Here is a 14,554-nt window from a genome sequence, read left to right as displayed (position 1 = left end):
CACCTCACTCGAAAGCGGAACTCAGTGGCATCATCATCTCCGACTCGCCACGCGTGGCGCGTCCTCCTCGGCCTGCTCATCGTCACGGCGGTGCTGTTCGGCATCAACGCGCTCGGCGTCTACGTCTTCAAGACGGATGCCGGCAAGCCTGCCAGCTCGTGGGCTCCTGAGCTCGCACTCGACCTGCAGGGCGGAACGCAGATCATCCTCGGCGCCGAGTCGCCCGACGGCGCCGCCCCCACCGAGGACCAGCTAAACCAGGCGGCCGCAATCATCCGCCAGCGTGTCGACGCCTCCGGCGTCGCCGAGGCCGACATCACCACCGAGGGCGGCCGCAACATCGTCGTCCAGATCCCCGGTGCCGCCGACCAGGCGACGCGGGATCGCATCCAGGCCAGTGCCAAGCTCGAGCTGCGTCCGGTGATCCTGGCGACGGATCCTGCGACCTCGTTCGTCGGCGAGGACGGAAACGAGACTCCGTATCCGTCCCCGGATGACGCGATGAACGCGACGCCCACGGCCAAGCCGACCGATGCGTCTGACCCGAACTGGGCGACCGAGAAGCAGATCGCCGAGCTGCAGTCCTACGATTGCTCCGCCGAGCACGACTCGACGAACGCGCCGGAGGACGAGCCACTCATCGCGTGCGAGGAGAACGGCAGCGCCAAGTACCTCCTCGGGCCGGTCGAGCTCGACGGCACCGTGATCGACGACGCCACCGCCGGGCGCGAGCAGCAGAGCGGCCGCTGGACGGTCAACCTCGTCTTCGACGCAAAGGGCACCGAGATCTTCGGCAAGGTCAGCCAGCGGCTGAATGCCAACCGTCTCGCGCAGCAGTCGCCGCGCGACCAGTTCGCTTTCGTGCTCGACGGCAAGGTGCTCTCCGCACCGACCATGCAGGCCGTCATCCTCAACGGCAAGCCCAGCATCTCGGGCAACTTCACCCAGGAGAGCGCGAAGGCCCTCGCCGACCAGCTGCGCTACGGCGCGCTGCCGCTCAGCTTCACCGTCGAGAGCTCCGACACCATCTCGGCCACACTCGGCTCGCAGCAGCTCGAGATCGGCCTCATCACCGGCCTCATCGGTCTGGGGCTCGTCGCGCTGTACTCGCTGATCACCTATCGAGCGCTCGGCTGGGTGATCATGGCATCCATCGGCGTGATGGGCGTGCTCACCTACATCGTCATCGCCATCCTCGCGTGGCGGATGGGCTTCCGGCTCTCGCTCGCGGGCGTCGCCGGTCTGATCGTGTCGATCGGATTCACGGCCGACTCGTTCATCGTGTACTTCGAGAGGATCCGAGACGAGCTGCGCGACGGAAAGTCGATCGTCGCCGCCGTCGAAGACGGCTGGGGGCGCGCGAAGCGCACCATCTACATCTCGAAGTCGATCAACGTCCTCGCCGCCGTCGTGCTGTACGTGCTGGCCGACGCGACGGTCAAGGGCTTCGCGTTCACGCTGGGGCTGACGACGCTCATCGACGTGTTCATCTTCGTGATCTTCACCCACCCGGTCATGCAGCTGCTCGCGCGCACCCGCTTCTTCGGCGGCGGGCACAAGCTGTCGGGTCTCGACCCGCACGCGCTCGGCGCCGTCTACCGGGGCCGTGCGCAGTTCCGCGACGTGCGCACCGGCTCGTCCGGGCGTGCCGCCCGCAACAAGGGCGCGCGCGGCGAGGCCGAGAAGCGGCAGACCATCGCCGAGCGCAAGCGCGCTGAGGCTCTCGCAGGATCCAAGGATGCCGGAAAGGACTCCGACGCCTGATGTTCTCCATGAATGAGTTCGGCAACAACCTCTACTCGGGCAAGACCTCCTTCCCGTTCGTCGGCAGGCGCCGACTGTGGTTCATCATCGCGATCCTGCTGGTCGTCGGCTCGGCCCTCGTGCCGCTCGTGCGTCCGGTGCAGTTCTCGATCGAGTTCACCGGCGGATCGCAGTTCGTCGTGTCGGCTCCCGCGTCGACCGATCAGGCGCTGGCGACCGACGCGGTGCGCTCGGTCGTGCCGAACGCGGCCGCCAAGGTGGTCACGGTCAACAACCGCGACGTGCGGGTGCAGACCGACCAGATGACCCCGAACGAGACGCAGGAGGTCAAAGCGGCGCTCGCTGACGCGTACGACGTGAAGGCCGACGAGATCACCGACTCGTTCATCGGGCCCGCCTGGGGCGAGAACGTCACCCGCCAGTCGCTGTGGGGCCTGGCGATCTTCCTCGCGCTGACCTTCCTCATCCTGGCGATCTACTTCCGCACGTGGAAGATGTCGGCGGCTGCCATCGTCGGTCTGCTCGACGTGCTGCTGATCACGGTCGGCGTGTACGCCCTCGCCGGGTTCGAGATCTCGCCGGCGGCGGTGATCGGTTTCCTGACGATCCTGGCGTACTCGCTGTACGACACCACGGTCGTGTTCGACAAGATCCGCGAGAACACGACAGAAGACGTGAATCAGACGTCGCGCACCTTCGGCGAGTCGGTGAACCTGGCCGTGAACCAGACCCTGATCCGATCGATCAACACGTCGGTCGTCGCGGCTCTGCCGGTCGGTGCGATCCTGTTCATCGGCTCCCTGTGGTTCGGCGCCGAGACCCTCACCGACATCTCGCTGTCGATCTTCGTCGGCATCATCGTCGCCACCTACTCGACGCTCTTCGTCGCCGCGCCCCTCTACTCGCTGTTCCGCGAGAAGGAGCCCGACATCGTCGCGCACGACGCCAAGGTGCACGAGGCGCGCGAGCGCGCTGTCGCGACGGTGTGATCGCTCGCGCGCGGCCGGCGACGAGCCCGGCCGCGCGTAGGATGATCTGATCGGGAACGGGAGCAGATGATGGCGGACTCGCAGGCGTCAACGCAGGTGTCGAGCCTGCGCCGGCTGGTGCCGCGCATCTTCTCGCGCGCACCCAGGGTCAACGATCTCGACAACCTGATCCGCACCGTCCGTGCGAACCACCCGCGCGGTGATCTGCCCATCATCGAGCGCGCCTACCGGGTCGCCAAGGAGAAGCACGAGGGTCAGTTCCGCCAGAGCGGCGAGCCGTACATCACGCACCCGCTCGCCGTGGCGCAGATCCTCGCAGAGCTCGGCCTGGGGCCGCGGGCCATCGCCGCGGCGCTGCTGCACGACACCGTCGAGGACACCGGCTATGCGCTCACCGAGCTGACGGCCGAGTTCGGCGACGAGGTCGCCATGCTCGTCGACGGCGTCACCAAGCTCGACAAGGTCAAATACGGCGAGAGCGCGCAGGCCGAGACGGTCCGCAAGATGATCGTGGCGATGTCGAAAGACATCCGCGTGCTGCTGATCAAGCTCGCCGACCGGCTGCACAACGCGCGAACCTGGGGCTTCGTGCCGCCCGAGAAGTCGGCGCGCAAGGCCAAGGAGACCCTCGAGATCTACGCGCCGCTCGCACACCGGCTCGGCATCCAGACGATCAAGTCCGAGCTCGAGGATCTCTCGTTCGCGGTGCTGCACCCGAAGATCTACGCCGAGATCAACAGCCTCATCGCGCAGCGCACGCCGCAGCGCGAGAAGTACCTGCACAGCGTCGTCGAGTCGATCAACGAGGATCTTCGCGAACTGCGCATCCGGGGCAAGGTGGTCGGCCGACCCAAGCAGCTGTACTCCGTCTACCAGAAGATGGTCGTGCGGGGACGTGAGTTCGACGACATCTACGACCTGATCGGCATCCGCGTGCTGGTGAACTCGGTGCGCGACTGCTACGCCGTGCTCGGCGCGATCCACGCCCGCTGGACCCCGCTGCCCGGCCGGTTCAAGGACTACATCGCCACCCCGAAGTTCAACCTGTATCAGTCGCTGCACACGACGGTCATCGGCCCGTCCGGCCGCACGGTCGAGATCCAGATCCGCACGCACGAGATGCACCAGCAGGCCGAGTTCGGCGTCGCAGCGCACTGGATGTACAAGGAGCGGATGAACGGCGGGAAGGTGGATGCCCGCGCCGCCGACGCCGACATGGCCTGGCTCGCGCACATCTCCGACTGGCAGGCCGAGACGGCCGACCCGAGCGAGTTCCTCGACTCGCTGCGCTTCGAGATCGGCGCGAAGGAGGTCTACGTCTTCACCCCGAAGGGGCGCGTCATCGGCCTGCCCACCGGGGCGACGACGGTCGACTTCGCGTACGCCGTGCACACCGAGATCGGGCACCGCACGATGGGCGCCAAGGTCAACGGGCGCCTGGTGCCGCTCGAGACCGAATTGAAGAGCGGCGACGTCGTCGAGGTGTTCACCTCGAAGAACCCCGACGCCGGCCCCAGCCAGGACTGGCTGAGCTTCGTCAAGAGCACCCGCGCGCGCAACAAGATCCGCGGGTGGTTCACGAAGGAGCGCCGCGAAGAGGCGATCGAGCAGGGCAAGGAGTCGATCGCCCGGGCGATGCGCAAGCAGAACCTGCCCCTGCAGCGGCTCATGAACCAGGAGTCGTTCGCCGAGGTCGCACGTCAGCTGCGCTACGAGGACGTCTCCGGGCTGTACGCCGCGGTCGGCGAGGGGCACGTATCGACGCAGTCGGTGCTCGAGAAGGTCACCGCCCTCGTCGCCGCCGATGAGGACACCAGCACCGGCGCCATCGAGCTGCCCGGCCTCGCCGCGCCGCGCGAGGCGCGCACGAGCGACTCCGGAGTGCTGGTGCGCGGTGCATCGGACATCCTCGTCAAGCTCGCCCGCTGCTGCACTCCCGTTCCCGGAGACCCCATCGTCGGCTTCGTCACACGGGGCAGCGGCGTCTCGGTGCACCGTCAGGACTGCGTGAACGTCAAGGCGCTCGGCTCCGACCCCGAGCGCTTCATCGAGGTCGAGTGGGCGCCCACGACCAAGAGCGTGTTCCGGGTGCAGATCCAGGTCGAGGCGCTCGACCGCTCGGGCCTGCTCTCGGATGTGACCCGCGTGCTCAGCGAGCACCACGTCAACATCCTCTCGGCCACCGTGACGACGACGGACGAGCGGCTCGCGCTCAGCAGGTTCGTCTTCGAGATGGGCGACTCGGTGCACCTCGACCGGGTGCTCAACGCCGTCCGTCGCATCGACGCGGTCTACGACGTGTACCGCGTCACGACGTCCTGACCCGCCCAGCCGTCGAGGATCCGTCTGGCGTGGATGGCGCCGGGGCGTCTTCCCAGCGGCAGCACGCGAGTGCGAACAGCGTCGGCCAGGCCGGGCGAGATGCGCACCAGTGCGTGCAGCCACACCTCGTCCTCGCTGCTGCGCGCCGAGCTGAGCAGCAGCGACACGGCCGTCGCCTCCCGCGTCTGAACCCAGAGGCCGGCGATCGACTCGATGTCCGCGTCTGCCAGCCGCCTCTCGTGGTACATCACGCGCGTCGACGGGTCGATGCGCTGTCGACTGGCGCTGATCCGCGACACGTGATGCACGCGCGGCGGAGCATCGCCCGCTCCGTGCACCCAGGCGGCGCTCACCCCGCTCACGGCGGTGCCCGGCGGGACGAGCGAAGACAGGCTCAGGGCTCTCGCCCCCGCGCCTTCGACGGTGTCGGCCGGCATGTACCCCTCACCGACCTCGACGACGACGCCGTCGAGGCGTGCCGCGCTGAGCTCGGGGAGGCTCAGCCGGTCACCCGGACGGTAGAACAGAGCGGGATGCACGCTGAACAGTATGAGCCGCGACGCCCTCCAGGAGGACGACGCGGCTCATACTGTGGATAACGGCGGGTTCCGGTTCGCTGCGCGAATCAGCCGCCCAGGGCGCTCAGCCAGGAGCGACGCGCGGCCAGGGCCTCGGTGGCCTCCTTGATCGCGCGCTTGTCGCCGGTCTTCTCGGCCGCGGCGAGCTCGGCCTCGAGCTTCTCGATGGCCTCGAGCAGCTGCGAGCTCATGTCGTTCGCACGAGCCTTCGTCTCGGGGTTGTTCTTCTTCCAGTCGACGTCCTCACGCGTCTTGAGGGCCTGCTCGATCGAGCGCATGCGGTCATCGAGCGCACGCTCCTTCTCGCGCGGGAAGATGCGGCCGACCTCGTCCCACTGACGCTGGATGCGCGTGAGCAGGGCGCGGGCGCGCTTGAGGTTCGGCTCGTCGGCGACGGCCTTCGCCTCTTCGAGCAGCGCCTCGCGGGCTTCGATCTTCGGAGCCGAGTCGGCCTCTTCTGCAGCGGCCTGCTCGGCGCGTGCCGAGTACAGCGCGTCGCCGGCCGCCTTGAACCGGGCCCACAGGGCGTCGTCGGCCTTGCGGCCGGCGCGACCGGACGCCTTCCACGCGTCGAGCAGGTCGCGATAGGCGGGGATGCCGTCGACACCGCGGGGGGCGAGCGCCTCGGCACGCTCGACGAGACGCGCCTTGGCGTCACGAGCGGTGCGGTGCGCGTCGTCGAGTTCGGAGAAGAACGCCCGGCGTGCCTTGTCGACCGTCGTGCGTGCGTCGCGGAAGCGCTTCCAGAGCTGCTGCGCCACGCCCTTGGGCAGGCGCGGGGCGTTCTGCTGGTGCGCCTGCCAGGCGTCGAAGAGCTCGGTCATCTCTGCAGTGACCTGCTTCCACTGCACCTTCGACAGATCGCGCGAGGCGATGGCCTCGGCCTTCTCGACGATCGCGGTGCGCTCGGCGATGGCGGCGTCCAGCGCCTCCTTCGCGGCCGCGGACTCGCGGGCCGCAGCGTCGGCGAGCGACGCGAGGAGCGTCTCGATGCGCTCTCGCAGCGAGACCAGATCGCCCACCGCCGCGGCGTCGGTCGCCTCGTTCTTCAGGTGCGTGGCCTGCTTGGTCAGGTCGGATGCCGATGCGCCGCCGCTCTGCGCACGGGTCTCGAGGGTTCCGAGCTTGACGGCGAGGTCGTCGTACTTGCGGGCGTAGTACGCCAGCGCCTCTTCCGCTGTGCCGTCGGGGTACTGTCCGACCGGACGCCAGTCGTCTCCCTCGCGCACCTCGACCGTGCCGTCCTCCGTGACGCGACCCCATTCGGCCGCGTCCGAGGCGATCGGCGCGACGACGGGAGCGGCCGCAGCCGCCGGGGCCGCGGCGGGCATCGGCTTGCGCGGCGGAACCGGAACGGGCGGGCCCGGGACGGGAGGGGTGGGCGTGGGGGCGTCGTTGTCAGACACGATGTTCTCCTTGCGCGGTCGCTCCGCGGGAGGGGGAAAGGACGCTGCTCAGCCTAGTTCACTCGCCCGGCGTCTGCGTCGGCTCGGGACTGGGCGTCGCGTCCGGAGAGGTGCTCGCGGACGGGCCGGGAGACGGCGTCTGCGTCGGGGTCGACCTCTCAGACGGCGTGGGCGTCGGCGCGGTCACCTGCGCGTGCACCGCCTGGCTCGCGACGGCGCCCACCACGATGAGCGAGCCGACGACCGCCGCCACGATCGTGTCGCGCCGGCGACGACGGATGATCTTCGCGTTCCACTCCCGGCGAGCGGCGTACAGCCGGGCGCGCTCGGCGTCGGTACGGGTGCGCTGGGGAGCGCGGGAACCGCGTGCTGCCATGGGATGTCCTCCTGATCCGATCGTGAGCGAGCCTACCCGGGCACCGCCCGGTGTCCGTCCCGCCGACTAGCCTGGACGGATGACCTCCGCGCCGCTCCTGTCGGGACAGACCCCGCTCGCCGTGCGCATGCGACCGATCTCACTCGACGAGGTGGCCGGGCAGCAGCACCTGCTGCGAGCCGGATCGCCGATCGTCGCCCTCGCCGATCCGGATGCCAAGGCTCCCGGCGCGGTCTCCATCATCCTGTGGGGACCGCCCGGCACCGGCAAGACGACGCTCGCGCAGGCGATCGCCCGATCGTCGGGGCGCCGATTCGTCGAGCTGTCGGCGATCACCGCGGGTGTGAAGGACGTGCGCGAGGTCATGCAGGAGGCGGTCACGCAGCGCGACCTGTACGGACAGACGACGATCCTCTTCCTCGACGAGATCCATCGTTTCACGAAGGCGCAGCAGGATGCCCTTCTGCCCGGTGTCGAGAACGGCTGGGTCATCCTCATCGCGGCGACCACCGAGAATCCGTCCTTCTCGGTGATCTCGCCGCTGCTCTCGCGATCGCTGCTGCTGACGCTCACGCCCCTCACCGACGACGACATCGGCCTGCTTCTCGACCGGGCGGTCGGCGATGCGCGGGGCCTTGCCGGGGCGGTCGCGGTCTCAGACGACGCCAGAGCCGCGCTGATCAGACTCGCCTCCGGCGACGCTCGCCGCGCTCTCACCGGCTTGGAGGCGGCGGCGGCGGTGGCCGTCTCGAAGCACGAGGAGGGCGAGGAGACCCTCGTCTCGGACGAAGACGTCGCCCAGGCCGTGGATCGCGCGCTGCTGCGCTACGACCGGCAGGGCGACGAGCACTACGACGTGATCAGCGCCTTCATCAAATCGATCCGCGGTTCGGACCCGGATGCCGCGGTGCACTACCTGGCGCGCATGATCGAGGCGGGGGAGGACCCGCGCTTCATCGCCCGCAGGCTGGTCATCTCCGCCGCCGAGGACATCGGCCTCGCCGACCCGCAGGCGCTGAGCATCGCGACGGCGGCGGCGGACGCCGTCGCCTTCATCGGGATGCCCGAGGGGCGCATCCCTCTGGCCGAGGCCACCATCTACCTCGCGACGACCGCGAAGTCCAACGCCGCCTACACGGCGATCAACCAGGCGATCGCCGACGTGCGGGCGGGCGGGTTCGGACGCGTGCCGATCCACCTCCGAGACGCGCACTACGCGGGCGCGAAGCGCCTCGGGCACGGCAAGGGCTACCGCTATCCGCACGACAGCGACGCGGGCATCCTCCCGCAGCAGTACCTTCCCGACGAGCTCGTCGGGCGCCGCTACTACGAGCCGAAGAACCTCGGCGCCGAGCGCGACATCGCGCCGCGGCTGGAGCGGATCCGGAAGATCCTCCGCGACCGCTGAGACGCTCAGCCCGATCTGTTAGCATTGACCGGCTCGAAACCGAGTTTTCGGGCATCCCTCTCTCCTGCACCACTTCCTGTCGCGCCCCGGCGTGCGCGACGAGAAGGAGGAAGCGAGGCGATACGCCCGTGAGGCGCGAAAGTCGCGTCCACGTCACGGAAGGAACACTTCGTGGTCACGAAGTCCCAGGACCGCCGCAAGGTCCGTCTCAGCCGTGCGCTGGGAATCCCGCTCACCCCGAAGGCCGCCCGCTACCTCGAGAAGCGTCCCTACGCTCCCGGTGAGCACGGCCGCACCAAGCGCAAGGCCGACAGCGACTACGCCGTCCGTCTGCGTGAGAAGCAGCGTCTGCGCGAGCAGTACGGCATCCGCGAGAAGCAGCTGCGCATCGCGTTCAACGAGGCCCGCCGCAAGGACGGCCTGACCGGTGAGAACCTGGTCGAGCTGCTCGAGATGCGTCTCGACGCGCTCGTGCTGCGTGCCGGCTTCGCCCGCACCACCGCGCAGGCTCGTCAGCTGGTCGTGCACCGTCACATCCTCGTCGACGGTCAGCTCGTCGACCGCCCGTCGTTCCGCGTGAAGCCGGGTCAGCTCATCCACGTCAAGCCGAAGAGCGAAGGCACCGAGCCGTTCCAGGTCGCGGCAGCCGGCGGTCACGCCGAGGTGCTTCCCCCGGTTCCGGGCTACCTCGAGGTCGAGCTCGACAAGCTGCAGGCACGCCTGGTGCGTCGCCCGAAGCGCGCCGAGGTCCCCGTGACCTGTGAAGTGCAGCTCGTCGTCGAGTACTACGCAGCTCGATAAGACACGTGGGTGCTTGAGCCGGCCGAAGGCCCGCACGAGAGGCGTCGGGGTTTCCCCGGCGCCTCTCGTCGTAGGATGGAGCGATGAAGAGACTGTCCTGGTTCCTGCTCGGCGTGATCGGCGGTTTCGTCGCCGCACACTTCATGAACAGGGATCCCCGCGGACAGGAGATCTTCGCCGACCTCGACGCCAGGCTGTCGCAGGTCACCGCCGTCATCGGCGACGCGTATCGGCAGCAGGAAGCCCGCCTGTCCGAGCCCGCAGACGACTGATCCCGATTCCACCCGCCGCGCGCACCGATGCGGCGCACCCACGCAAGGAATGCCCCGAGCTCTATGAAAACTGCGGAGATCGCGCAGCGGTACCTCGACTACTTCGAGAAGAACGACCACCTCATCGTCCCGTCGGCATCCCTGGTCAGCGATGACCCGTCGCTGCTCTTCACCGTCGCCGGCATGGTGCCGATGATCCCGTACCTCACCGGGGTCGTTCCCGCTCCGCACCCGCGCATCGCCGACGTGCAGAAGTGCATCCGCACGAACGACATCGAAGAGGTCGGGCGCACCGCGCGCCACGGCACGTTCTTCCAGATGCTCGGCAACTGGTCGTTCGGCGACTACTTCAAGGAAGGCGCGATCCGCTACGCCTGGGAGCTGCTCACCTCGTCCGAGGCCGACGGCGGCCTCGGCTTCGACGAGAAAGACCTCTGGGTCACCGTCTACGAGACCGACGACGAGGCCGAGACCATCTGGCGCGACATCATCGGGCTCAAGCCCGAGCGCATCCAGCGACTGGGCCGTGCGGACAACTACTGGAACACCGGGCAGCCCGGCCCCGGTGGCCCGGACTCGGAGATCTTCTTCGACCGCGGACCGGCCTACGGCAGGGACGGCGGCCCGGCCGTCGACGACTCCCGCTTCCTCGAGATCTGGAACCTCGTGTTCATGCAGGACTTCGTCGAGAACGTCCGCAGCAAGACCGAGTTCGACATCGTCGGTGAGCTGCCGATGAAGAACATCGACACGGGCATGGGTCTCGAACGCGTCGCCTTCCTCAAGCAGGGCGTCGAGAACATGTACGAGACCGACCAGGTGCGTCCCGTTCTCGACCGCGCCGTCGAGCTCTCCGGCAGGAAGTACGGCGCCGTCCACGAAGACGACGTGCGGTTCCGCGTGATCGCCGACCATGTGCGCTCGTCGCTCATGCTGCTCTCCGATGGCGTGCGCCCCTCCAACGAGGGCCGCGGCTACATCCTGCGCCGCCTGATGCGCCGCACCGTGCGGTCGATGCGCCTGCTCGGCGTCGACGCGCCGTCGTTCCCCGAGCTCTTCGAGGCATCGAGGGATGCCATGAGGACGGCCTACCCCGTGCTCGAGACGGAGTGGTCGACGCTCTCGGCCGCCGCGTTCGCCGAAGAGGAGACCTTCCGCCGCACGCTCGCTCAGGGATCCACGATCCTCGACCTCGCGCTGGACGACACGAAGAAGAAGGGCGGCGCGACCCTCAGCGGTTCCGAGGCCTTCCTGCTGCACGACACGTACGGCTTCCCGATCGACCTCACGCTCGAGGTCGCCGAAGAGGCGGGGCTCGACGTCGACCGCCCCGCGTTCGACGCACTCATGAAGGAGCAGCGCGACCGCGCGAAGGCCGACGCCCGCAATCGCAAGCGCCAGCTCGCCGATGTGTCGGTGTACCGCGAATTCCGTGCGCTCGGCGAGACCGGTTTCGCCGGCTACACCGACCTGCAGACGGAATCCCGGGTGCTCGGACTGATCGTGGACGGCGCGCCCGCGCAGACCGCATCCGAGGGGCAGGTCGCCGAGGTCATCCTGGCCGAGACGACGCTGTACGCCGAGTCGGGTGGCCAGGTCGCCGACAAGGGCGCGATCGTGGGCGCCGGGTTCGAGCTCGAGGTGCTCGACGTGCAGCGTCCGGTGCCGGGCCTCATCAGCCACACCGTCCACGTGGCCACGGGATCGGTCTCGGTCGATGACCGCGCGACCACGGTGGTCGACGCCGCCAACCGGCGTGCGGCTCGGCAGGCGCATTCGGCCACGCACCTCGTGCACGCGGCTCTGCGCGACACGCTCGGCAAGACCGCGACCCAGGCGGGCTCGCTCAACCGCGCCGGCTACATGCGTTTCGACTTCTCGTGGTCGACGCCGCTGTCGCTCGAGACCCGGTCGGAGATCGAGGAGATCACCAACCGCGCGGTGAACGAGGCGCTCGAGGTGACCACGCGCATCGTCTCGCTCGACGAGGCCAAGGAAGCCGGCGCCATGGCGCTGTTCGGCGAGAAGTACGGCGACGTGGTGCGCATGGTCGACATCGGCGGCCCCTGGTCGCGTGAGCTCTGCGCCGGCACGCACGTCGCGACGAGTTCGGAGATCGGGCTGGTGAGCCTCGTCGGCGAGTCGTCGGTCGGGGCATCCAACCGCCGGATCGAGGCCCTGGTGGGGCAGGACGCCTTCCGCGAACTGGCCGCCGAGCGCACCGTCGTCTCGCAGCTGACCTCGGCTCTGAAGGCGCCGCGCGACCAGCTCGGCGCGCGCATCGAAGAGCTGCAGGCGAACCTGAAGGCCGCCGAGAAGCGCATCGCCCAGTTCGAGGCGAAGGAGCGCGAGGGCCGCGTCCCGGCTCTGGTCGAGGCCGCTTCGCAGGTCGGCGGCTACCGTGTGGCGTCCTCCTCGCTCGGTGAGGTCGGCTCGGCCGACGACATCCGCACCCTCGCTCTCAGCGTGCGCGAGCGTCTCGGCTCCGACGCGGCGGTCGTGGCATTCGGCGGCATCGTCGGCGGCCGGCCGATCGTCGTGGTCGCGACGAACGACGCCGCCCGTGCTGCCGGCGCGAAGGCAGGTGCCCTCGTGCGCATCGCCGCCGGCATGCTCGGCGGCGGCGGCGGCGGCAAGGACGACGTCGCTCAGGGTGGGGGGACGGATGCTTCGGCTCTGGACGCCGCACTCGCAGGGGTCGTCTCGGAGCTCTCGGGAGCGTGACCGGCTTCCGTCGCGGAACCCGCATCGGGATCGACGTCGGGAAGGCCCGCATCGGCGTCGCCCGGTGCGATCCCGACGGCATGCTGGCCGTGCCGGTGGAGACCGTGCCGCGCTCCGACGCGTCGATCGACCGCATCCTGCAGCTCATCGCCGAATGGGAGCCGGTCGAGATCGTGGTGGGCCTGCCGGTGAACATGCGCGGTGAGGAGACGCTGTCGACCGCGGATGCCCGTGGCTTCGCCGCGGAGCTGCAGCGGCGTTCCGGCCTCGACGTGCGCATGGTGGACGAGCGACTCAGCACCGTCAGCGCCCACACCGCCCTGCGTGCTTCAGCGCGAACCCAGAAGAAGTCTCGTAGCATTGTCGACCAAGTGGCCGCAGTGGTGCTGTTGCAGCATGCCGTGGACACCGAGAAGAGCACCGGGATGCCCGCCGGTGCGTTGATCCCCTCTGCCCAGGAGCCGCCCCGCGATGTCTGACCCGAACGATCGCAGATCCGACTCGCTCGGCGATTTCTTCGACAACGTTCCGACGGCCTCGACGCCGCTGCCCGAGCGTGCGGCCGACGACGAACCCGCCCCCGGTTCGCGCCGAGCGCTGCGTCAGGCGGCCGCTCGCGAAGCCGCGGAGCGCGGGTCGACGCCAGGGAAGACCGCTGAGCGCGGGAACCCCGTCGAACCGACCGCGACGGAGCTGACGGCTGCCGAGTCGGCAGCGACCGATCCCGCGGTGTCCGAATCCGCAGTGTCTGCACCGCCGACGACCGGATCGGCGCAGCCGGAACAGGATCACCCGTCCCTCGACGCTCTGTTCACTCCGGAGGCCGCGACCCCCGTGCCCCGCAAGCGGCGCGGCCGCGGCTGCCTGATCGCCCTGATCGTGATGCTGGTGATCGGCGGCATCATCGCGGGGGCGGGCGTGTGGGTCTACAACACGTACCAGAGCCAGATCGACGACATCATGGGCTGGGGCGAGCCGAAGGACTACGAATCGGGCATCGCCACGGGCGAGGCGTTCGTGACGATCAAGAAGGGTGACACCGGGTCGCCCGTGTCGACGGCGCTGTTCCAGGCGAAGGTCACCAAGACCGACCGGGTGTTCTACGACTACCTGATCGAGAACGATCCCAACGCCACCTTCTACCCCGGGGTGTACAAGCTCCAGCAGAAGATGACGGCCGCGGCGGCGTTGAAGGCGCTGGCGAATCCCGAGAACCGCATGGCCAACACCGTGCGTATCGCCGAGGGCAGCACCGTCGCCTCGTCGCTGCCGCAGATCGCGGAGGGCGTCGGCATCCCGATCGAGGATCTGCAGGCCGCCGTTCAGGATCCCGCCGCGTACGGCGTCTCCGCGCAGAACCTCGAGGGCTGGCTGTTCCCGGCCGTCTACACGTTCGATCCAGGCTCGACCGCGAACGACGTGATCGCCGCGATGGTCGATCGCACCCGCGAATCGCTGTCGAAGGCGGGCGTTCCCGCAGAGGATGTGCAGCGGGTGCTCACGATCGCCTCGATCATCGAGCGCGAGGCGCGCACCGCGGACTTCCCGAAGGTGTCGCGCGTCATCGCCAACCGCGTCGCAGACGGCATGATGCTGCAGATGGACTCGACCGCGCAGTACGGGTACGGCGAGCTGCACGCCGGCAAGGCGAGCACCTCGGAAGCCGCGCAGCACGACGACAACCCGTGGAACACGTACGTGATCACCGGACTTCCGGTGACACCGATCGCGAACCCGGGGGATGCCGCCATCGACGCGGCCATGCATCCGGTCGACGGTCCGTGGCTGTACTTCGTCACGATCGACATGTCGACCGGTGAGACCCAGTTCTCGGAGACGTACGAGGAGCATCAGCAGGGCATCAAGAAGATGCGCGCGTGGTGCTCGGCGCATCCCGACTACACGGGGTGCTGA

General features: G+C 68.9%; 12 protein-coding genes. 9 read left to right on the top strand and 3 right to left on the bottom strand.

Annotated elements, in window-relative coordinates; genetic code table 11:
• The first annotated feature begins 24 nt into the window (after positions 1 to 24).
• The 3 genes from secD (at position 25) to ACWIDW_RS02520 (ending at position 5,075) form a co-directional block, all read left to right on the top strand.
• Positions 25 to 1,764 (top strand): protein translocase subunit SecD, encoded by a 1,740-nt coding sequence (gene secD / locus ACWIDW_RS02530; RefSeq protein WP_454122699.1) that lies wholly within the window; start codon positions 25 to 27, stop codon positions 1,762 to 1,764.
• Positions 1,764 to 2,753, top strand: a complete 990-nt coding sequence (secF, locus tag ACWIDW_RS02525) for a protein translocase subunit SecF (protein WP_454122698.1) — start codon at positions 1,764 to 1,766, stop codon at positions 2,751 to 2,753. Before secD ends, secF begins: the two co-directional genes overlap by 1 nt.
• 69 nt (positions 2,754 to 2,822) lie before the next feature.
• On the top strand, positions 2,823 to 5,075 hold the full coding sequence (locus ACWIDW_RS02520) for a RelA/SpoT family protein (RefSeq protein ID WP_454122696.1): 2,253 nt from the start codon (positions 2,823 to 2,825) through the stop codon (positions 5,073 to 5,075).
• Here the strand turns inward: ACWIDW_RS02520 and ACWIDW_RS02515 are convergent.
• The 3 genes from ACWIDW_RS02515 to ACWIDW_RS02505 form a co-directional block, all read right to left on the bottom strand.
• A complete protein-coding gene (locus ACWIDW_RS02515) occupies positions 5,045 to 5,614 on the bottom strand; it encodes an SAM-dependent methyltransferase (protein ID WP_454122694.1) in 570 nt (189 codons plus the stop codon). The genes ACWIDW_RS02520 and ACWIDW_RS02515 overlap by 31 nt on opposite strands.
• An 86-nt stretch (positions 5,615 to 5,700) precedes the next feature.
• The gene (locus ACWIDW_RS02510) at positions 5,701 to 7,059 is read right to left on the bottom strand and encodes a DUF349 domain-containing protein (protein WP_454122692.1); all 1,359 of its coding nucleotides are present in this window, start codon (positions 7,057 to 7,059) and stop codon (positions 5,701 to 5,703) included.
• Between the two features lie 58 nt (positions 7,060 to 7,117).
• On the bottom strand, positions 7,118 to 7,435 hold the full coding sequence (locus ACWIDW_RS02505; protein ID WP_454122691.1) for a hypothetical protein: 318 nt from the start codon (positions 7,433 to 7,435) through the stop codon (positions 7,118 to 7,120).
• A gap of 79 nt (positions 7,436 to 7,514) precedes the next feature.
• Here ACWIDW_RS02505 and ACWIDW_RS02500 point away from each other — a divergent pair, with 79 nt between their 5' ends.
• From ACWIDW_RS02500 to mltG, 6 genes are all read left to right on the top strand, one after another.
• A complete protein-coding gene (locus tag ACWIDW_RS02500) occupies positions 7,515 to 8,843 on the top strand; it encodes a replication-associated recombination protein A (protein ID WP_454122689.1) in 1,329 nt (442 codons plus the stop codon).
• A 171-nt stretch (positions 8,844 to 9,014) separates the two neighbouring features.
• Positions 9,015 to 9,644, top strand: a complete 630-nt coding sequence (gene rpsD, locus ACWIDW_RS02495) for a 30S ribosomal protein S4 (RefSeq protein ID WP_204937314.1) — start codon at positions 9,015 to 9,017, stop codon at positions 9,642 to 9,644.
• 83 nt (positions 9,645 to 9,727) lie between these two features.
• Positions 9,728 to 9,916, top strand: a complete 189-nt coding sequence (locus tag ACWIDW_RS02490; RefSeq protein ID WP_454122687.1) for a hypothetical protein — start codon at positions 9,728 to 9,730, stop codon at positions 9,914 to 9,916.
• A gap of 63 nt (positions 9,917 to 9,979) precedes the next feature.
• On the top strand, positions 9,980 to 12,640 hold the full coding sequence (gene alaS / locus ACWIDW_RS02485) for an alanine--tRNA ligase (protein ID WP_454122685.1): 2,661 nt from the start codon (positions 9,980 to 9,982) through the stop codon (positions 12,638 to 12,640).
• A complete protein-coding gene (ruvX, locus tag ACWIDW_RS02480; RefSeq protein ID WP_454122683.1) occupies positions 12,637 to 13,119 on the top strand; it encodes a Holliday junction resolvase RuvX in 483 nt (160 codons plus the stop codon). Before alaS ends, ruvX begins: the two co-directional genes overlap by 4 nt.
• Positions 13,112 to 14,554, top strand: coding sequence for an endolytic transglycosylase MltG (mltG, locus tag ACWIDW_RS02475; RefSeq protein ID WP_454122681.1), 1,443 nt, complete (start codon positions 13,112 to 13,114; stop codon positions 14,552 to 14,554). Before ruvX ends, mltG begins: the two co-directional genes overlap by 8 nt.

It is taken from the genome of Microbacterium sp. NPDC055312, assembly GCF_053645675.1.
The sequence above is the reverse complement of the archived record's forward strand: the minus strand, read 5'-3'. Positions and strand labels throughout refer to the sequence as shown.

Coding starts and splice junctions, on each gene's coding strand:
- mltG (WP_454122681.1), top strand. CDS start 13,112: ATGTCTGACCCGAACGATCGCAGATCCGACTCGCTCGGCGATTTCTTC.
- alaS (WP_454122685.1), top strand. CDS start 9,980: ATGAAAACTGCGGAGATCGCGCAGCGGTACCTCGACTACTTCGAGAAG.
- ACWIDW_RS02505 (WP_454122691.1), bottom strand. CDS start 7,435: ATGGCAGCACGCGGTTCCCGCGCTCCCCAGCGCACCCGTACCGACGCC.
- secF (WP_454122698.1), top strand. CDS start 1,764: ATGTTCTCCATGAATGAGTTCGGCAACAACCTCTACTCGGGCAAGACC.
- ACWIDW_RS02490 (WP_454122687.1), top strand. CDS start 9,728: ATGAAGAGACTGTCCTGGTTCCTGCTCGGCGTGATCGGCGGTTTCGTC.
- ACWIDW_RS02520 (WP_454122696.1), top strand. CDS start 2,823: ATGGCGGACTCGCAGGCGTCAACGCAGGTGTCGAGCCTGCGCCGGCTG.
- ACWIDW_RS02500 (WP_454122689.1), top strand. CDS start 7,515: ATGACCTCCGCGCCGCTCCTGTCGGGACAGACCCCGCTCGCCGTGCGC.